We start from the raw sequence: 18,539 nt of genomic DNA, 5'->3' as shown, positions 1-18,539 counted from the left end.
GCCGCCGACGTAAAAGACAACGCAAAAGCAAGGGCCTGACTGCTCTTGCCATGACCCCAAGTTCGGCCTATGCGATTTGTCCGAGGATACGGAGGGATGACTTTGGGCGGGCGGCTTCTTTCGATCGGCGAATGTATGGTGGAACTGTCGCAGGCAGGCGAAGGTTTGTTGCGCAAGGGTTTTGCTGGCGACACCTTCAACACGGCGTGGTATGCCCGCGCCTGCCTGACCGCCGAATGGCAGGTCGATTATTTCACCGCCGTCGGCGACGATCCGCTTTCGTCGGACATGCTGACGATGATGAAGGAAGCGGGCATCGGCACCGGCTATATCCGCCGCATAGAAGGCAAGACGCCCGGTCTCTATCTCATCACCTTGAAAAACGGGGAGCGCACCTTCAGCTACTGGCGCGATACCGCCGCCGCCAGAAAGCTCGCCGACGACGCCGACCATTTGCGAAACGCGGTCGAGGCAGCCGATATCGTTTATTTCTCCGGCATCACGCTCGGCATTCTGGCGCCCGAAGCCGTCGAGACGCTGCTTTCAGAATTGCGCCGCGCCAAGGCGGCGGGCAAGACCGTCGCATTCGACCCGAACATCCGTCCCCGCCTCTGGCCGAACAAGGATTATATGCTGAGGACAATCGAGGCCGGCGCCCGCGCCGCCACCCTCGTCCTGCCGAGCTTCGATGACGAGGCCGCCCATTTCGGCGATCAGACCATTGCCGACACCATCGCCCGCTACCGTGCGCTGGGCGTCGAAAACGTCGTGGTGAAGAATGGTGCGGAAGGGGCGACCTTGAGCTTCGGCGGCGCCGATGCTGTCCATGTGCCGGCCGTCAAGACGCCGGAAGTCGTCGATACGACGAGTGCCGGCGACAGTTTCAACGGGGCTTTCCTCTCGGCTCTGGTGCGGGGAGCCTCGCCCGCCGACGCGGCCGCCTACGGCGCGGCAGTCGCCTCCATCGTCATCGGCCACCACGGCGCACTGATCAGCCCGGCCCTGCTGCCCGGCTGATCAGTTCTCGGCGGCTCAAGAGTTCGGAAAGCCCAGCCAGGGCTCGAGCGCTTCGAAAGCCTCGTCCATTCGGTAGGCGGTGGTAAAGGGAACCGACAGGTGGCCGTACCAGAAGGACATCTGCCCCTCCGCCTTCTCCTCGCCCTGCTTGGCAACGGCCGCCAGATAGAGGGCTGAGGCAAGGCTGCTGCGGTCGGCCCCTTCGTCGCAATGGATCAGCAAGGGTTTTTCCGCCCGCCGCATCAGGGCGATCAGTTCCTGCGCTTCCGGTTGCGAAAGATCGCGGTTTTCCGACATCCGGAAATCGTAATGGGCGATCCCGAGGGATCGAGAGGCCGACACTTCGGCGTCGTACCAGGTCCGGCCGTGATTGGCCCCGCGAAGGTTGATGACCGAACGGATGCCATGTTCGCTGGCATAGCGGACCACATCTTCTCCGGTCGGCTGGGCGGATCGGTAAAGCTCCGCCGCAATGACGGGGTGGAAATTGCCGGAAATCTTGAGATAGGTGAGGAAACTGCCCGCCAGCAACGCCAGGATGCCGAGAGCGCCAATGCCATTCATCAGGCGCCGGCTGCGGGCGAGGCCGTTCATCCCGTTCAAAGCGCCGAAGAGCACGCCCGAGATCCCCTTGTAAGCGCCCACATCGGGGCGGCCGTCCTCCGTGAAGAACATCGTGCCTGCGCCGACATCGGTTAAAACCAACCTTTCCGGCTGGCCGGCCGGATTACGGCTGACCAGCAGCAATCCCGCCTCCTCCGCCTGCGTGATCAGGCTTACATCGATCGGGGTCAGGTCGTCGGCAGCAACCGGCAGGCTGCCCGCTGCGAGCTTCAGGGCCAGCACCAGGCTCGGCAGGTCGACGGTCTCGATTTTGGTGTCTCGGCTGATCATGCGGATGTTGAGCCCGGCAAAATGGTCGGAAATGTGTCGTAGAGGACTACTCTACCTGTCCAGAGTGACATGCTTCTGTTACATTTTTTTAAGATAGATGACCGAACACGCTAAGCGGCATCCGAGTCGCCGGCGAGCGGCAATCGGGTCGGCAATCGAATGACCAGAATCACTATCGTGACGGATGCCTGGTATCCTCAGGTGAATGGTGTCGTCCGCTCCATCGAGAACACCAATCGGGAACTTGCCCGCATGGATGTCGAGGTGGTGATGGTCACGCCGCAGGATTTCACCAACATCCCCTGCCCGACCTATCCCGAGATCCGGCTCTCGCTGGCGACCTATGGCCAGGTGGCGGCCGCGATCGAAGCCTCGCAGCCGACCGCCGTGCATATCGCCACGGAAGGACCGCTCGGCCTGCTCGCGCGCCGCTGGTGCCTCAAGAACCGGGTACCCTTTTCGACCAGCTACCACACCCGTTTTCCGGAATATGTGGCGGCCCGTTTCCCGGTGCCGCTCCGCTGGCTGCATGCCTTCGTGCGCTGGTTCCACAATGCCGGCAATGGCTGCATGGTGGCGACCGCCAGCCTGGAGCGGGAACTGGGCAAGCTCGGCATCAAGAACCTGCTCCGCTGGAGCCGCGGCATCGACCAGACGGTCTTTCACCCGATGGTACTTGACGAGCGCCCGTTCGACCTGCCGCGGCCTATCTTCATGACAGTCGGACGCGTCGCCGTGGAAAAGAACCTGCCGGCCTTCCTCGATCTGGACCTCCCCGGCTCCAAGGTTGTCGTCGGGGATGGCCCGGCCCGTGCCGAACTCGAAAAGCGCTACCCGAACGTCCTTTTCACCGGCATGAAGACCGGAGAGGATCTCGCCCGCGCCTATGCCCAGGCCGATGTATTCGTTTTCCCGTCCAAGACAGATACCTTCGGCAACACCATTCTCGAGGCGCTGGCGAGCGGTGTGCCGGTCGCCGCCTACCCGGTCACCGGGCCGGTCGACATCATCGAGGAAGGGTCCGGTGCCGGCGCGCTGAATGAGGACCTGCGGGAAGCATGTCTCGCCGCGCTGAAATGCTCGCGGGAGAACGCCCAGAAACTCGCCCGCAATTTCACCTGGGAGGCGGCGTCGAGGCAGTTCCTCGACAACGTATTGACGGCGCAGGGCCGCCGTCCGGCTTTGCCCGGGCCGACGAAGGGTGTCAGCACCTCGGCAGCGTGACCGGAAAATTGGTCATCTACCGCTTCTTTTTCCGGCCTTCGAACGGGTTTTCGCCCGCCTTGAAATGAATGCGGATTGGCACGCCGGGCATCTGGAAATCGTTGCGCAGCCCGTTGATCAGGTAGCGCACATAACTTTCCGGAAGCGCGTCGGGTCTGGTGCAGGACACCATGAAGGCCGGCGGGCGGGCCTTCACCTGGGTCATGTATTTGAGCCTCAGGCGGCGCCCGGAGACGGCCGGTGGCGGATGCTGGATCTGCACCCCATCCAGCCAGCGATTGAGCCTTGCGGTGGAAATCCGCTTGTTCCACACCCGGTCGGTGTCGATGATGTTCTGCATCAGCTTGTCGAGCCCGTAGCCGGTCTGGCCCGAGATCGGCACCGCACGGATACCGCGCGCCTGCGGCAACAGGCGCTCGGTCTTTTCGCGAAGATCGGCCAGCACGGCCTGCGGATCCTCCACGAGATCCCACTTGTTGAAGGCGAGCACCGCGGCGCGCCCCTCGCGGAGCACCAGATCGGCGATCTGCAGGTCCTGCTTTTCGAAGGGGATCGTCGCGTCGAAGACGATCACCACTGTCTCGGCAAAGCGGATGGCGCGCAGCGCATCGGCAACGGAGAGTTTTTCGAGCTTTTCCTGAACCCTTGCCTTGCGGCGCATGCCCGCGGTGTCGAACATCTTGATGGTGCGGCCGCGCCAATCCCATTCGACCGAGATCGAATCGCGCGTGATGCCGGCTTCCGGGCCGGTCAGCAGCCGGTCTTCGCCGAGAAAGCGGTTGATCAGCGTTGATTTGCCGGCATTCGGCCGTCCGACGATCGCCACGCGAAGCGGCTTCGTCTCGTCGTAGGCCGGTTCGATGTCCTCGTCCGCCTCGCCGTCGGCGCCGACTTCGGACTGAGAAACGTCGACATCGGTCTCGGCCTCGAAATCATCGTCGGGAAAGGCTCTGTCCTCGCCGAGCGCCTCGACGATTGCGTCGCGCAGGTCGATCATCCCCTCGCCGTGCTCGGCGGAAATCGGCACGGGTTCGCCGAGGCCCAGCGTGAAGGCGTCGTAGAAACCGGCATCCGAGCCGCGCGCTTCCGACTTGTTGGCAACCAGCACGACAGGTTTGCCGCTGCGGCGCAGGAGCTCGCCGAACGTCTTGTCGAGCGGCGTCAGGCCGGATTTGGCATCGACCACGAAGAGCGTCAGATCGGCGTCTTCGATCGCCGCCTCTGTCTGGGCGCGCATCCGGCCTTCCAGCGTCGTGGGTCCGGCCTCTTCGAGACCGGCGGTGTCGATGATCGTGAACCTGAGGTCCACGAGCTTGGCGTCGCCCGGACGGCGGTCACGGGTAACCCCCGGCGTGTCATCGACAAGCGCCAGCTTCTTGCCCACCAGCCGGTTGAAGAGCGTGGACTTTCCGACATTCGGGCGTCCGACGATGGCGACGGTGAAGCTCATCTTTTTTCCTTAGACCTCGACCGGCAGAAAGTTAGGGCGCCTTGCCGGAAGAGGCGATATTGTCGAGCATGATCTGCGCGCGATTTGCGATATTGCGCGGCGCGGCGGTGTCCTTGGTAATCTGCTGGAACCATTCCTTGGCTTTTGCCATGTCGCCGGCCTTGTAAGCGGCAAGCCCGAGCGCCTCGCGGGCGGAATTGGCGAGCGGATTGCCCGGATTGGCCGTTGCCTGCACTTCGGCGGCGACCTGATCGTAGGTACCGGTGTCGATCAGCAGCCAGGCGGCGCGCATCTTGGCAAGATCGCGGACGGCCTGCGGTGCGGCGGCTTCCTTGCCGATCTCGGAAAATTCGGCGATCGCGCCGGCCGTATCGCCCTTGGCCTGCTTGACAGAAGCGGCACGCATCCGGGCGAGGACGGGATAGGCGCCGGTGCCATCCTTTTCCAGCGCCTCGAAAGCGGAAAGCGCCTCGTCCAGCTTGTTGTCTTCGGCAAGCTTCAAGGCTGCGAGGAACTGGTCGCCGGACTTCGAAGACGTGTGGGTATCATACCATTCGTAAAGCACGCTGGCGGTCGTGCCGCCAATGATCAGCACGATAATCGCGATTACCAGCGAGCGGTAACGGCTCCAGGCATACTTCATCTGGTCGGAGCGGAGCTCCTCGTTTACCTCGCGGATAAAACTGTCGTCGTCGTGCTGCGCCATCAAAGTCTCCGGCCAAAGCGGCCTCAATCTCCATAAGAAAGCGCCTTCTAGCCTATTTTCCCTGAGATGTAAGGCCCCTCTCACGATTCTGACAAAGCTTGTTAACGGCTCTCAGGCATCAATCTCGCTTTCGTGCCGCGCCTCCCCAGCTTCGCCTTATTCGCCAACCACAACACCGGCTTCCTTTATTTCCGATTCAGGTTCGTTGATGCGTCCGTTTGCCCTTCCCCTCGCGCTTTGCCTTTCGCTCGTCCCTGCGATGTCGCACGCCGTCGAAAAGCCGAAACAGCTGGTGATGATTTCCTTCGACGGAGCCGGCGCCAACCATCTCTGGCAAAGGAGCCGCGATCTCGCGAGCCGCGTCGACGCCCATTTCACCTACTTCCTCTCCTGCACACTGGTTATCGAGCGGGCGAAGGCGAGAAGTTATCAAGGCCCGGGCCAGAAGCCCGGCAGATCCAATATAGGCTTCGCCCAGACGGCGGCGGAGGCACGCGAGCGGCTCGGTCATATCTGGCAGGCGCATCTCGAAGGTCATGAGATATCGAGTCATACCTGCGGCCACTTTGACGGCGGAGACTGGACGGCCGCCGACTGGGCGAGCGAATTCAGAAGCTTTGAGGACGTGCTGGCCGGCGCCTGGAAAATGGCTGGCGCCGAGGCCGAGGAGCCGCCTGGCTGGAAGGAATTCGTCGCAAACGGCATCGGCGGTTTTCGGGCGCCCTACTTCTCGACGGGTCCGGGCATGGTGGAAGCGGAAAAACAGGCCGGCATCCGGTATGACGCAAGCCTGGTGACCAAAGGGCCAATGTGGCCGGAGGAAAAGAACGGGCTCATCCGCTTCGGTCTGCCGCTGATCCCGGAAGGCCCGTCGAACCGGCCGATCATCGCCATGGACTACAATCTCTTCATCCGTCATTCGGGCGGCCTCGACAATCCGAGCCGAAGTGCCGAATTCGAGGAACGCGCCTATTCCGCCTTCCGGGCCGCTTTCGACAGGCAGTATGACGGAGGCCGCATTCCGCTCCAGATCGGCCTGCATTTCGTGGAAATGAATGGCGGCGCCTATTGGCAGGCCATGGAGCGGCTGGTGACGGAGGTCTGCGGAAAAGAAGACGTTGCCTGCGTGAGTTATTCGGAAGCGATCGACATGCTGAAGGATCGGGAGAGGCCGAAGGAAACGTCGGGACTGTAGAGATAAACCCTGCCGGGAGGGGACAATTTGCCCCGCTGCAAAAAATTTCCCTCCTGGTTTGAACCGCCTATCTCCCCTCACGTCCCCGTCTTATCCCCGCCTCGCGAACCCGAGCCATAATCTTCCCAGTCATCGGACGGGAAACCGGGTTCGCGAACCGACCTTCTCCTCTGGGTTCGAAACTCGGTTTCCGGTGATGGTCGTGGACGTGGCCGAAGAGGGCTGGGAAATCCTCTGAAAACCATGAAAACGGTCGGGGCAGGCGGAAAGCCTGACATCAACACCCTTGAAATACCCCGCCTGCTCCAGTCCCGAAACAAAACCGCGCCGGAGTGACGATCCGGCGCGGCCAAACGTGCTGCATCTGACTGAATTCGGCGCCTCAAGTTCAGGTGGGCTTGTCGGCTGCCAGTTCTCCACCTACCGCTTCGCGCTCCAGATAATGCTGATCGATTTCCGGCAAAGGTTCGTCATCGATCGCCGCTTCGAACGCGCGAAGACGTTTATGGACGGAGATCAGTTCCACGATGGTTGACCACGAGTTGACTAGGAACTGGAACGAGCTCGAAACCTGCCCGAACGCAGAACTGATCTGGTTGAACGCCCCGAGCGACACGCTGCCTGCGACCATCGCAGGTCCCAGGATCAAAAGCGAAAAGATGCCGTTCGCCTGGAGATAGGAATAGCGGACGACATTGAAGTAGACGTAGTGGAAATAGAGCGTGAAATAGTTGGTCCGGACACGGTTAAAAAGTTCCTGCACGGTCGCCGGCTGGGCGCGATCCGCATGGTCCTCGCCGTAGACCAGTTCCTTGCGGTAGGCGGCTTCGACCCGCTGGTTGCGGAACTGCAGCCCCGGAAGCCGATAGCCCGCGACTATGAGGCAAACCGTCCCGAAGATTGACCAGAAGATCGCGGCCGAAACGAGGGGATGGGGAATGGCGCCGACGATCGGAAGCTCGGTGACGTTCGCGGATAGTCTGACGAGCACTGGCATGAACGCGATCAGCGTCATGATGGAGTCGATTAAAGCAACGCCTAGCCCCTCCATGATCTGAGAGAAACGCATCGTATCCTCCTGGACACGCTGAGACGCGCCTTCGATGTGACGGAGCTTCTGCCAATGCTCCATGTAGTAGTCGTTCATCGCATTCCGCCACCGGAATATCCAATGGCTTACGAAAAACGCGTTCAACACGGAGACATTCATGCCTAATAGTGCAAGCCATGCAAAGCTTCCGACCTGTTCGTAGAAGTTTTCGACCGTGCTTGTCGTCTGCTTCGACATGATCCCCTGGACATAGTCCCAGAACGGGCCGTACCAGTTGTTGACCGCGACCGACACCTGGACCTGGAAGTACACGATGAAGAGGATAAGTGCGGAACCCAGGATAGACCAGCGCTGCCATGGATGCGGAGAGTAGACATTCCAGAATGCGTAGAACAGCGCCACCGCAACCGCGAAGTAAATGTAGAACCACAGGAACGGCAGCGACAGGAAGACCGAGACGCCAATAATCGGTTGAGCATCCGGCGCATCCGGTGGCAGGCCGATAAAGCCCCCGAGATTGCCGCCGCCCGCGTACCATATCGCAACTACGATCACTGCCCAGATGGCAGCGGATGTGAAAAATAACTTCGGACGGGGAAAGAACGAATGGAACACGGAGCTTTGGCTTTCCTGAGTTCGAGATCTGTGACGGTCGGGAACGACTGTAGAGCGCGAAACTAAGGCAGTTCCAAGAATGCGGCAATGGCCGCATTTGATCGTTACACAATTGTAACCATGAGATTATTAGCTCCGCTGCCGTGCAACCGGCAATGCGAGCAGGACGCAGCCGACGAGGACGGCTGCCGCAAGAATGGTCGGGAGCGTAAAGCTGCCGCTTCGCTCCGCCACCCAGCCTGCCACCAGCGGGCCGATGATCTGGCCGGTGCCGAAGGCCGCGGTCATGAAGGCGAGCGCCCGACGCGGGCTGTCCGGCGACAGCGCGCGGGCGATCTGCAGCCCGTAAGCTGTCACCACCATGAAAGTAGCGCCGAGCAGAAGTCCGCCGGCGAGCGCGCCCGCCGTCGGCGGCAGCAGGACGGAACCGAGCACCCCGATCGCCTGCAGCCCGAGCGCCGCGACATAGGTCAGCCCCAGTCCGTATCGCCGCGCGGCCGGGCGCCAGAGGAGAAGCGAAACGGCCGCAGCCGTGCCGGTCAGGAACCAGGCGAGGAATTCCACGATGGGCCCGGCCTCCCCCATACGTGCGATCGCCACGAGAAAGGTCGCGGTGATGACGTATCCAAAGCCGAACAACCCGTAGGAGGCGGTGAGAAGGACGAGCGGCAGGCGCCAGCGAAGCGGCGGCTCCACAGCCGCACCGGCCACCGATGCTGCGTGCGGCAGCAGCCGCGCGACAACGGCCGATATGACGGCAACGATCGCAGCCCCGGCGAGCCAGTTCGCCCGCCAGCCGTGCGACCCGTCACCGGCGAGCGCATTGACGGTGAGCACAAGCGCCGAGGAAAGCGCGATCCCCGCTCCGACGCCGCCGAAATGCAGGACGTTCACATTGTCCCGGCCGGCCGCATGGGGCAGCACGATCGACGAGGTGAAGATCATCGCAAGGGCGCTTGCGAGACCGGCAAGGAAGCGGATGACGGTGAAGGCGAAGACCGACGTGGTTGCGGCCATCGCCGCGAGCAGAATGGCCGTCGCCAGCAGCCCGCCAAGCGCCGCCTGCCGTTCGCGCGCCGCCGCCCAGCCATAGGCCGAGAGGATCGCGCCGGCCAGGTAACCGGCGAAATTGCCCGCCGCGATAAAACCGGCATCGGCTGCCGAAAGCGGAATTCCGCCCATCATGCCGGGCAGGATCGGCGTGTAGAAGAAACGCCCGAACCCCATCGCCGCCGCCATGGCGATGGCGCCGGCAAATCCGATCAACAGAGGATGGCTGGAATGCTCGGTGTTCTTCTGCAGCATGGTTCGCTTATCGCAGCCGCGGCCCGTCGGCACAAATCAGGAATTGTCATCCCTGCAATCAGACTGGCTGATCACGAATCATCACGCAACTGCCGCGACGATTTGATGCGCCGCAATACGACTTTCGTCTTGTTGCTGTCATGAATGCAAGGCAATCTTAGCGTGTCGTCATATTGCACGGCGGAGGATTGAACATGGACACCGACCTGACCTTATCGGAAGTGCTCGTCGACCCGCTCATCGCGCAGGTCCGCAGGGCCGACCATGTCGGCTATGCCGCCTTTGCGCAATTGCTGGAAAGCGCTGCTCGCGTTCACACCCGACAGCGTCTCGGACATCTGAACGAGGAACGTGTCGAGGCCTTCTATCGGCGCGTCGCAGCGATATCCGAACAGAGCGAACTTTCCTAAATCTTACGCCGGAAGCGTCAGGATCATTGGTCCGTTGCGGGTCACCACTACCGTATGCTCGTATTGCACTGTCGGTGCCTTCGGGTCGCTGTAGAGTGTCCAGACGTCGCCGTTGCCTCCGTCCTCGGCCCAGTTGGCGCCGAGCGAAAGGAACGGCTCGACGGTGAGGACCAGCCCCTCCTCCAGGATCCGGTCCTCGTCCGAATCCGGCCAGGTCGGCACTTCCTTCGGCTCCTCGTGGAGCGAACGGCCGATGCCGTGGCTCGATAGATTGGTGATCAGCGTGTAGCGGTTCTTCTTGGCAAACGCGCCGATGGCATTGCCGATGCCGGCGATCGGCTTGCCGGTCTTCACCTGCTGCAGACCGGTCCAGAGCGCCCGCCGTCCGTCGCGGCAGAGCTTTTCGATCTCGCGCTTCACCGGCGGCACGGCAAAGGAGGCCCCGGTATCGCCGAAAAAGCCGTCCTTCACCGCCGAGACGTCGATATTGACGAGATCGCCCGCCTTGATCACCCGGTCGCCCGGAATCCCGTGGGCCACTTCCTCGTTGACGCTGATGCAGGTGGCGGCAGGGAACTGGTAGCAGGTCTCCGGCGCCGATTGGGCGCCGGCATTTTCAAGCATCCTGCGGCCGATATCGTCCAGTTCGCGGGTGGTGATCCCCGGCTCCAGCGCCTTGCCCATCGCCTCCATCGCCTGCGCGCAAAGCTTTCCGATCTCCTTCAGCTTCGCGAGTTCGTCTTCGGTGGAAATGACCATGGGTGCCCGTCTTCGTCCTTGTCCGTCAGGCGGCGGGTTTCGCCCCATCGCCGCCGCCCGTCAATTCTTTTCTGACAGCTCCGACCTCTTTTCTGACGATCGGGGCGACTTTCGTGCCGTAAAGCTCGATGCCACGCATGATCTGGTCGTGCGGCATGGGGCCGATCGCCATCTGCAGCAGAAACCGGTCCATGCCGAACACCTGATGCGCGGCAATGATCTTTTCCGCCACCAGTTCCGGTTCGCCGACGAAAAGATTGCCGAGCGGCCCGCGCGACTGGTCGAAATGTGCCCGGCTGGTCGGTCCCCAGCCGCGCTCGCGGCCGATGCGGTTCATCACTTCCGCCTGCGGGCCATAGAACTGGTCGGCAGCCGTCTCCGTCGTATCGGCGATGAAGCCGTGCACGTTGATGCTGGTCTTGAGCTTTGCGGCATCCTGGCCGGCCCGGCGGGCAGCCTCGCGATAGAGGTTGAAGAAGGGCGCAAACCGCGGATATTCTCCGCCGATGATGGCGACGGCCAGCGGCAGGCCGAGCGCACCGGCGCGGGCGACCGACTGCGGCGTGCCGCCGACGGCAATCCAGACCGGCAGCGGATCCTGGAGCGGACGCGGATAGACGCCGCGGCCGTTGATGGCCGGCCGCAGCTGGCCCTCCGACCAGGTCACGATCTCCTCATCGCGGATCGCCAGCAACAGATCCAGCTTCTCCGTAAACAACTGGTCGTAGTCGCCGAGGTCATAGCCGAAGAGCGGGAAGGATTCGATGAACGAGCCTCGGCCCGCCATGATCTCCGCCCGGCCGTTCGAAATGAGGTCGAGCGTCGAAAACTGCTGGAAAACCCGCACCGGGTCATCCGAACTCAGCACCGAGACGGCGCTGGTCAGGCGGATGGTCTTCGTTCGCGCCGCAGCGGCGGCAAGCACCACCGCGGGCGAGGACACCACGTAGTCGGGGCGGTGATGTTCGCCAAGCCCGAAGACGTCGAGCCCCACCTGGTCGGCGAGCTCGATTTCCTCCAGAAGATCCCTGATCCGGCGGGCGCCTTCCGCGCCCTTGTCGAGTGCAGCGGCATCGACATCGCCGAAGGTGTGCAGTCCAAGTTCCATCGCGAAAAATCCGTTCGTTGATGTCGGTCAGATAGTTATCCAGCCGCCGGCGCGCAAACGCGAAACTTTCGAAGGATCTGTTCGATCGATTGGATAGGTTGCGGAGTAGCGTCAAGCGGCAGCCGGCGGCGGGGCCAGCAGTTCGACCGCCCGCCGCAGGTCATCGATCAGGAACGGCTTGGTGATGACGGGCCATTGCTGATAGCCTGGATCGATGCCGGCAGCACCATATCCCGTCGCGAAAACGAACGGAATGCCGCGGGCGGCGAGGATGTCTGCGACGGGAAAGGATTTGTGCCCGTCCAGATTGACGTCGAGTATGGCCAGATCGATGTCGAAGGTCGCCGCCATTTCCTCCGCCTGCTTCAGGCGCATGGCGAGATCGACGACCTCATGGCCGAGCTCGGTCAGCATGTCCTCGACCAGCAGCGAGATGGTCATCTCGTCCTCGACAACAAGAATTCGCAACGTCATCTCAGCGGCTCGCATAAACGGATTCGGATGCGTCGATCCTGCAGACGAAACCATCCGGCAAGAATTCCATCTTGGCCTCTCCACCCACTTCTCTTGCCAGTCCCCGCTCGATCAGTGCCGATCCGAATCCACGCTGATCCGGCGGCCGCACGCTCGGACCGCCCTCCTCGCGCCATTCGATCCGCAGACGCTTTGCGCCGTCCTTCAGATAGGTGGACCATGAGACGGATACCTTTCCCGAGGAATTCGACCAGGCGCCGTATTTGAGCGCATTGGTGGCCATTTCATGCATGGCGAGCGTCAGGGCGAGCGCGGTCTTCGCCGAAAGCGTGACGTCGTCGCCCTCGATAACGCAGCGGTCCTTCTCCGGGCAATGGGGTCGGACGGCCTGCTCGACGGCACCGCGCAGCGAGGCGCCTGCCCAGCGCTCGCCGGTCAGAAGATCGTTCGCCTGGCCGAGCGCCACTATGCGGGCGGAAAAGCGCATCTGCGCGTCCTTCAGGTCGGTGTTTTTCCGGAAGGTCTGCATGGCGATCGCCTGGATCATGGCCAGGTTGTTCTTGACGCGGTGATTGAGCTCGTGGACGACGAGCTTGAGATGCTCCTCGTTCTGTCGTCGCTGGGTGATGTCGGACGCAGCGCCAAACCATTCCACGATCCGCCCGCTTTCATCGAAGATCGGCACGGCCCGCGACGAGGTCCAGCCGACCGTACCGTCCGCGCGCCGGACGCGGTGTTCGAGCTGGAAGACGCTCTTCGTGCGGATCGCCTCGTCGATCACCGACTGTATGTATTCCCGGTCCTCGGGGAAAAGATAGAGTTCCTGCCAGGCGATGCGCGGGCTTTCCGTATTGGCGAGAAAGCCCCGCCCGTCGAGCTGGCGCATCTCCTTCCAGTCCGCACTCATGGAATAGACGACATCGGACGTGGCATTGGTAAGAGCCCTGAAGCGCCCCTCGCTCTCGCGAAGCCTGCGTTGCCCCAGGACGCTCTTGGTGGTTTCCACCACGATTGCAATGACGCCGGCGGGTTCGCCACTTTCGTCGAGGACCGGAGAATAGTCCAGGTTCATCCACACCGGCTCCGGCTCGCCGTGACGGACAAGCGTGAGCTTCTGGTTCTCGTAGGAGAGCACGCCGCCGGCCATGCAGATCTTCATCACGTTGTCGTTGAAGTCCGCGACCTCTTCCCAGCCTTCCCGGACCTTCGATCCGAGCAGTTGCGGGTGGCGCTCCCCGGCAAAAACGGAATAGGCGTCGTTATAGATCATGATGCCGTCGGCACCCCACAGAACCACAATGGGCACGGGTGACAGAAGCAGCATGCCGGTCACGGTTCTGAGACTTTGCGGCCAATCCGAAATCGGCCCGAGCGGTGTTTTCGACCAGTCGAAACGCCTGATCAGGTTTCCCATTTCCCCGGTGCCGGAAAAGGCCGGATGTTCGTCTTTCGCCGCCGGATGTGCAACCACGAAGAGCTCCAGATCATTGCGGGAACTGCCTGACGCAGGTTGAAGGCACCACCTGAAATTGTCCTGCACGTCACTATATCACCAGCCGGCCGTTCCGCCTCAAGCAATTTCGATACTGATCTTAGACCATTCACAACTTCAATGGTATCGGGCGGAACATCGTCTCGAACAGAACGGCGACGCTCTCGTGCTTTTTTCGGAACCCGTTCTGATCTGCTGGCGGGTTACAAAACCGTTGAATCGAAAATCGAGGAGATGGCGCCATCTCCCCGATTTGATTCGTTCTTTCAGAAAGTCCTAGCGATCTGGGCGAGCTGATCCGCCACGGTGCCCCAGCCTTCGTGAAAGCCCATTTCCTCATGGGCTTTTTTATCCTCTTCCGTCCAGTGCAGGGCGGTCGCGGTATAGCGGGTGCGGCCGTTGCCAAGGTCCTCGAATTCGACCACTGCCGTCATGAACGGCTTTTCCGACGGCACCCAGGCGCTCGTGTAAGCGTCGGTGAAGACCAGTTTCCTGTTCGGCACGACTTCCAGATAGACCCCGTGACTGGGGATCTTCTCGCCGTCCGGACCTTCCATGAGGATGTAACTGGATCCGCCGGGACGCAGGTCGACCCTGGCCTCGGTCACCTTCCATGGCTTCGGGCAGAACCATTCGCCCATTCTCTCCGGTGTGGTCCAGGCCTTGAAAAGCTGTTCGGCCGGCGCGTCGATCTCGCGTACGAGCTGCAGGGCGTAAGCAGCAGTATTGGCAGTCATTTTTCCATCTCCCATGGTTTGAAAGACATCCTATCAGATGTTGCCCCAAGGACGAGCGGCCCAAAGGAAATCCGACAGCACGAGCAAAGATTTCGGGTATTTTTGTCGAGGATATCAAAGACATCCTCGCGACCGTCGATTTGACGGAAATTTCACGGCCGTCCGCACGCTGGGCAGACGCTGCGATGCGATCCTCCCGCCATCGCAAAATCGACTTGCCGCGTTTTTCGGGAGATCCGTAATGACCAATACCCTGACCACCACCAACACCACCCGCCTCACTCGAGGACTGATCGATCTCCTGATCGGAGCCGCAGGCTTCTGGTTCGGCGAGAAACGCAGGCAGGCAGGCCTTGCGCGAACTCTGAAGGCCCTGCACGAACTCAGCGACGACCAGCTCCGGGACATCGGCATCGACCCGTCGCTTGTTCGCACCGGCCCGTAATTGCGCGTGGACGCGCGGCTCATGACCACCCTGCTCTCGCTTCGCTGACAAGGATGGCGGAGCCTTCCGTCATTCCACCGGCGAAGGAACTGCGCCGAGCTTGTCGATCTGCTGGCGGATATGGGCGCATTCGGCCGCAGAATTGGCGAGCGCGATCGCCCGGTCGAAGGCTTCGCGCGCCTCGGCCTTGCGATCCAGCTGCATCAGGAAGCTGCCGCGCACCCCGTGGAAGTAGAAATAGCCGTCGAGCCTTTCGGAGAGCGGAGCGATCAGCTCGAGCGCTTGTTCCGGACCCTCGAGTTTGGAGACGGCGACCGCCCGGTTGAGGGTGACGACAGGCGAGGGCCGGAGGCGTTCCAGGAGACCGTAGAGCTGGTTGATCTCCGCCCAATCTGTCTCCTCGGGCCTGGCGGCGCGCGCATGCACGGCGGAGATCGCCGCCTGCACCTGATAGGGGCCGGGCTGGCGATGGCGGATCGCCTTGTCGAGCAGCACCAGGGCCTCGTTGATCAGCTTGCGGTCCCACAGAGAGCGATTTTGGTCTTCCAGCAAAATGATCTGGCCTTGTCCATCGAAACGCGCTCCAGCGCGGGAATGCTGCAGCATCATCAGCGCGAGCAGGCCCATAATCTCGGGTTCTGACGGGAAGATGCGCAGGAGTAGCCGGGCCAGCCTGATCGCCTCCTCGCAGAAGGCGGCATTGTCGGGATTGTTGACGCCGGCGGAATATCCCTCGTTGAAGACGAGATAGATCATCGAGGACACGATGCCGAGCCGTCTCGCCCGCTCGGCCGCATCCGGCGTCTCGAAGGGGACGCCCGCTTTTGCGACGCGCGCCTTGGCCCGCGTGATGCGCTGCTCCATCGCCGCCTCGCTGACGAGGAAGGCGCGGGCGATCTGGGGCACGGTGAGCCCAGAAACGATCCGGAGCGCCAGCGCGATCTGCTGGGTATTCGGCAGGTCCGGATGACAGCAGATGAACATCAGGCGCAGGATGTCATCGCGATAGTTGGAATTGTCGAGCCGGTCGGCGATATCGTCTTCCGCGTCGGAAAGATCGGAGAAGGCTTCCTCCTCCGGCAGCGGATCGTTCTTGGCGCGTTTGCGGACCGCGTCGATGCCGCTGTTGCGGCCGACGAAGATCAGCCAGGCGGTCGGATCGCGCGGCGCACCCTTTTCCGGCCAGGTCCGGATGGCCCGCAGGCAGGCTTCCTGAAACGCCTCTTCCGCAGTGTCGAGATCGCGGAAATAGCGAAGCAGGGCGCCGAGCGCCTGCGGCCGGGCGGCCGTCAGTGCAAGTTCGATCCACGCGATATCGGTCATGTCTGGATCGCTCCCGGGTAAAAGACGTGGAAGGGCCGGATCTCGTAGGAACTCGAGCCTGGATTGACGCTCGACAGCTGCTTGGCGAAGGCGACCGCCTCGTCGAGTGTTTCAGCGTCCACGGTGTAGAAACCGAGCAGCGCCTCCTTGGTTTCCGCGAACGGGCCGTCGATCACCAGCGGCTCGTCCTTGCCCTTGCGCACGGTCGTCGCGGCGGTCGTCGGCATGAGGCGGGCCACAGGTCCGAGCTTGCCGGCCTGCATCAACGGCTGCTGGACCTCGATAAGCCTGTCCATGACGGCCGCCTCCTCCTCCTTGGACCAGGCAAAGACCGTCTCTTCATGGGCGTAACAAAGGATGGCGTATAACATCTCGGCTTCCTCTCCAGTTGAAGACGAAGGAGTAGCCGCTGATCCGACCGGCCGCAGCAAATTTTTTTGAGAAACCTAGCGCCGCCCCGAGGGGCTTGTTCCAAAACTCTCCCGGAAGCGACGGGAGAAATGCGAACGCGAGGAATAACCCGCGGCCTCAGCGGCTGCGAGACTGGATGCACCGGCGGCAAGTGCATTGTGCCCTGCCCGGAGACGCTCGCGACGCAGGATTGTTCGGAAGGAGGTGCCTTCGACGGAAAGACGGCGCCTCAATGTCGAGGCACCGAAACCCAATTCTCTCGCCACCTCAGCAACGCTCCACTGTTCGGAAGGAGCCGTTGCGATCAGCCAGGCGACCTCTTCCGCGACGCTCTGGCGAAACAAGGCGCGCGCTTGCGGCAGCGGCCTCAGGAGTGCAAGGACTTCGGTCATCCTCAGCCGTTTTATCGTCTCGCCAGTGGACTCGTCGGCAATCGACGTTGCCGCATGGCAGAGCGCTTCCACCAGATCTTCGCCGAGCGGCACGCCGAACGAGCCCACCGCGCGGCCTTCCAGTCTCTCCGCTGCGGAAAGCGGCGTAATCCCTTCCGGCAGGCTCGGCACGTCGAGGCGAAGCGCGACGTAAAGGCCGTTCATCTCGTCGGGAATGTTGAGGACGTCCATCGGCACCCCGGCCGGCAGCACGAAGACCGAGCCCGCCGGAAAGGATTGCGCCCGGTCGCCCAGCCACACGTCCTTCTGACCATAGAGCACGATGCAGATCATCGGACAGTCGAGTTGCAGTGCCGTCATCCGCTCGCGGTCGAAACAGCAATAGGCAAAGAGCTGCCCGCCATAGGGGTGCATCCCCCTGTCAAGCCGGCCGGAAACGACCGGGCGCAAGCGGTCGAGCAGGCGGCGGGAGAGATCGGGAAAGCGGTCGCGGATGAAAAGGTTCATGGGCGCACTATAGCGCATCGGACTATGCAAAAAATATCTCCGCTGAGCGTTTCGGGCTCAAGGTGATGAATTTCCGGCACCAGCGGACCTTCAGGAACGGGCAAAAGGCGGTGGCTTCAACACAGGAGACATTATCATGAAGACCCTTGCGTCCCTCTTCAGCCTCGGCGCCGCATTGCTGGCGCTGTCCGCCCCGGCCAGGGCAGCAGCCGATCTCGAACTTTGGCGGCTCGACTGCGGCTCCGTCGTGATCAAGGACCTGTCGAGTTTTTCCGATACCTTCAGCTACAAGGGAGAGACGCGCACCCTGACCGCCAGTTGCTACCTAATCCGCCACGGCACCGACTATATGCTCTGGGATGCCGGCCTGCCGGCAGCGTTGATCGGCAAGGCAGCTGATACAAGCCAGGCGATGGCGCCGGCGCTCGCCATCGATATACCGACCCAGCTTGCCAAAATCGGCATCAAGCGGGAGCAGATCGGCATCGTCGGCGTCAGCCACAACCACTTCGACCATATGGGCCAGGCAGCCAGCTTCCCCCAAGCGACGCTGATGATCGGTGCCGGCGACTGGAAGAGCCTGCATGCCGATCCCCTGCCCTTCGCGGTGATGTCCGCGCTGGTCCAGCCGTGGATGGACGGAAAGGCCAAGGCCGATCCGGTTACCGGCGATCGCGACGTGTTCGGCGACGGCCAGGTGATGATGCTCGCCATGCCGGGCCACACCGAAGGCGAAACGGCATTGCTGGTAAACCTGCCGCAAACGGGACCGGTGCTGCTGTCCGGCGACGTCGTGCATTTCGAAGAGCAGATCGGCAACCGGGGCGTGCCGCCGTTCAACGTCAACAGGGCCGAAAGCCTCGCCTCGATGGAGCGCATGGCTGACATTGCCGAAAAACTCGATGCAAAGCTGATCGTCCAGCACGATCCTAGCCATATCGGCCGCCTCCCGGCTTTCCCCGCCAGCGCCCGCTAGCGGGAACGCCCTATTCATGAGATCGCCACTGGCGCATCGCGCGCCGGT

General features: G+C 62.2%; 19 protein-coding genes. 6 read left to right on the top strand and 13 right to left on the bottom strand.

The window, feature by feature from the left end; all coding sequences use genetic code 11:
* Positions 1-102 precede the first annotated feature (102 nt).
* Positions 103-1,017, top strand: coding sequence for a sugar kinase (locus tag C5L12_RS21110; protein WP_105374060.1), 915 nt, complete (start codon positions 103-105; stop codon positions 1,015-1,017).
* 15 nt (positions 1,018-1,032) lie between these two features.
* On the opposite strand, the gene C5L12_RS21105 is transcribed toward C5L12_RS21110, so the two are convergent.
* Positions 1,033-1,911, bottom strand: a complete 879-nt coding sequence (locus C5L12_RS21105; protein WP_342588638.1) for a fused DSP-PTPase phosphatase/NAD kinase-like protein — start codon at positions 1,909-1,911, stop codon at positions 1,033-1,035.
* A 159-nt stretch (positions 1,912-2,070) separates the two neighbouring features.
* On the opposite strand from C5L12_RS21105, the gene C5L12_RS21100 reads away from it, so the two are divergent.
* Entirely contained in the window at positions 2,071-3,135 is a 1,065-nt protein-coding gene (locus C5L12_RS21100) for a glycosyltransferase family 4 protein (protein ID WP_105374028.1), read from the top strand.
* A 16-nt stretch (positions 3,136-3,151) separates the two neighbouring features.
* Here the strand turns inward: C5L12_RS21100 and der are convergent, their stop codons facing one another.
* Both der and C5L12_RS21090 read right to left on the bottom strand, forming a co-directional pair.
* A complete protein-coding gene (gene der / locus C5L12_RS21095) occupies positions 3,152-4,585 on the bottom strand; it encodes a ribosome biogenesis GTPase Der (RefSeq protein WP_105374027.1) in 1,434 nt (477 codons plus the stop codon).
* A gap of 31 nt (positions 4,586-4,616) precedes the next feature.
* Positions 4,617-5,291, bottom strand: coding sequence for a tetratricopeptide repeat protein (locus tag C5L12_RS21090; protein ID WP_105374026.1), 675 nt, complete (start codon positions 5,289-5,291; stop codon positions 4,617-4,619).
* Between the two features lie 208 nt (positions 5,292-5,499).
* Between C5L12_RS21090 and C5L12_RS21085 the strand changes: the two genes are divergently transcribed.
* The gene (locus C5L12_RS21085) at positions 5,500-6,486 is read left to right on the top strand and encodes a polysaccharide deacetylase family protein (RefSeq protein ID WP_105374025.1); all 987 of its coding nucleotides are present in this window, start codon (positions 5,500-5,502) and stop codon (positions 6,484-6,486) included.
* A 388-nt stretch (positions 6,487-6,874) separates the two neighbouring features.
* Here C5L12_RS21085 and sbmA read toward each other — a convergent pair whose 3' ends face one another.
* Together sbmA and C5L12_RS21075 are read right to left on the bottom strand one after the other, a co-directional pair.
* A complete protein-coding gene (gene sbmA / locus C5L12_RS21080; protein ID WP_105374024.1) occupies positions 6,875-8,152 on the bottom strand; it encodes a peptide antibiotic transporter SbmA in 1,278 nt (425 codons plus the stop codon).
* A gap of 129 nt (positions 8,153-8,281) precedes the next feature.
* The gene (locus C5L12_RS21075) at positions 8,282-9,457 is read right to left on the bottom strand and encodes a YbfB/YjiJ family MFS transporter (RefSeq protein ID WP_105374023.1); all 1,176 of its coding nucleotides are present in this window, start codon (positions 9,455-9,457) and stop codon (positions 8,282-8,284) included.
* Between the two features lie 194 nt (positions 9,458-9,651).
* Between C5L12_RS21075 and C5L12_RS21070 the strand changes: the two genes are divergently transcribed.
* Positions 9,652-9,867, top strand: a complete 216-nt coding sequence (locus tag C5L12_RS21070; protein ID WP_105374022.1) for a hypothetical protein — start codon at positions 9,652-9,654, stop codon at positions 9,865-9,867.
* A 3-nt stretch (positions 9,868-9,870) separates the two neighbouring features.
* Here C5L12_RS21070 and map read toward each other — a convergent pair whose 3' ends face one another.
* The 5 genes from map to C5L12_RS21045 form a co-directional block, all read right to left on the bottom strand.
* Entirely contained in the window at positions 9,871-10,626 is a 756-nt protein-coding gene (gene map / locus C5L12_RS21065) for a type I methionyl aminopeptidase (protein ID WP_105374021.1), read from the bottom strand.
* A 25-nt stretch (positions 10,627-10,651) separates the two neighbouring features.
* Positions 10,652-11,734 carry an LLM class flavin-dependent oxidoreductase gene (locus C5L12_RS21060; protein ID WP_105374020.1) on the bottom strand — a complete coding sequence of 361 codons (1,083 nt, stop codon included), beginning with the start codon at positions 11,732-11,734 and terminating at the stop codon, positions 10,652-10,654.
* Between the two features lie 111 nt (positions 11,735-11,845).
* Complete coding sequence (locus C5L12_RS21055; RefSeq protein ID WP_105374058.1) at positions 11,846-12,208, bottom strand: response regulator; 363 nt, start codon at positions 12,206-12,208, stop codon at positions 11,846-11,848.
* Position 12,209: 1 nt separating this feature from the next.
* Entirely contained in the window at positions 12,210-13,679 is a 1,470-nt protein-coding gene (locus tag C5L12_RS21050; protein ID WP_245422988.1) for a sensor histidine kinase, read from the bottom strand.
* Between the two features lie 287 nt (positions 13,680-13,966).
* Positions 13,967-14,437, bottom strand: coding sequence for an SRPBCC family protein (locus tag C5L12_RS21045; protein WP_105374019.1), 471 nt, complete (start codon positions 14,435-14,437; stop codon positions 13,967-13,969).
* A 241-nt stretch (positions 14,438-14,678) separates the two neighbouring features.
* Between C5L12_RS21045 and C5L12_RS28200 the strand changes: the two genes are divergently transcribed.
* The gene (locus C5L12_RS28200) at positions 14,679-14,882 is read left to right on the top strand and encodes a YjiS-like domain-containing protein (protein WP_157949096.1); all 204 of its coding nucleotides are present in this window, start codon (positions 14,679-14,681) and stop codon (positions 14,880-14,882) included.
* Positions 14,883-14,951: 69 nt separating this feature from the next.
* On the opposite strand, the gene C5L12_RS21035 is transcribed toward C5L12_RS28200, so the two are convergent.
* The 3 genes from C5L12_RS21035 to C5L12_RS21025 form a co-directional block, all read right to left on the bottom strand.
* Positions 14,952-16,205: an RNA polymerase sigma factor gene (locus C5L12_RS21035; RefSeq protein WP_105374017.1), complete on the bottom strand. Its 1,254-nt coding sequence runs from the start codon at positions 16,203-16,205 to the stop codon at positions 14,952-14,954.
* The gene (locus tag C5L12_RS21030; protein WP_105374016.1) at positions 16,202-16,576 is read right to left on the bottom strand and encodes a YciI family protein; all 375 of its coding nucleotides are present in this window, start codon (positions 16,574-16,576) and stop codon (positions 16,202-16,204) included. The genes C5L12_RS21035 and C5L12_RS21030 overlap by 4 nt, the downstream gene beginning before the upstream one ends.
* Positions 16,577-16,651: 75 nt before the next feature.
* Positions 16,652-17,515, bottom strand: coding sequence for a helix-turn-helix domain-containing protein (locus C5L12_RS21025; RefSeq protein ID WP_105374056.1), 864 nt, complete (start codon positions 17,513-17,515; stop codon positions 16,652-16,654).
* Positions 17,516-17,651: 136 nt separating this feature from the next.
* Here C5L12_RS21025 and C5L12_RS21020 point away from each other — a divergent pair, with 136 nt between their 5' ends.
* Positions 17,652-18,491 carry an N-acyl homoserine lactonase family protein gene (locus C5L12_RS21020; protein WP_105374015.1) on the top strand — a complete coding sequence of 280 codons (840 nt, stop codon included), beginning with the start codon at positions 17,652-17,654 and terminating at the stop codon, positions 18,489-18,491.
* Positions 18,492-18,539 lie beyond the last annotated feature (48 nt).

Origin of the sequence: Neorhizobium huautlense, from assembly GCF_002968575.1 — a bacterium.
Taxonomy (GTDB): Bacteria; Pseudomonadota; Alphaproteobacteria; order Rhizobiales; family Rhizobiaceae; genus Neorhizobium; species Neorhizobium huautlense.
The sequence above is the reverse complement of the archived record's forward strand: the minus strand, read 5'-3'. Positions and strand labels throughout refer to the sequence as shown.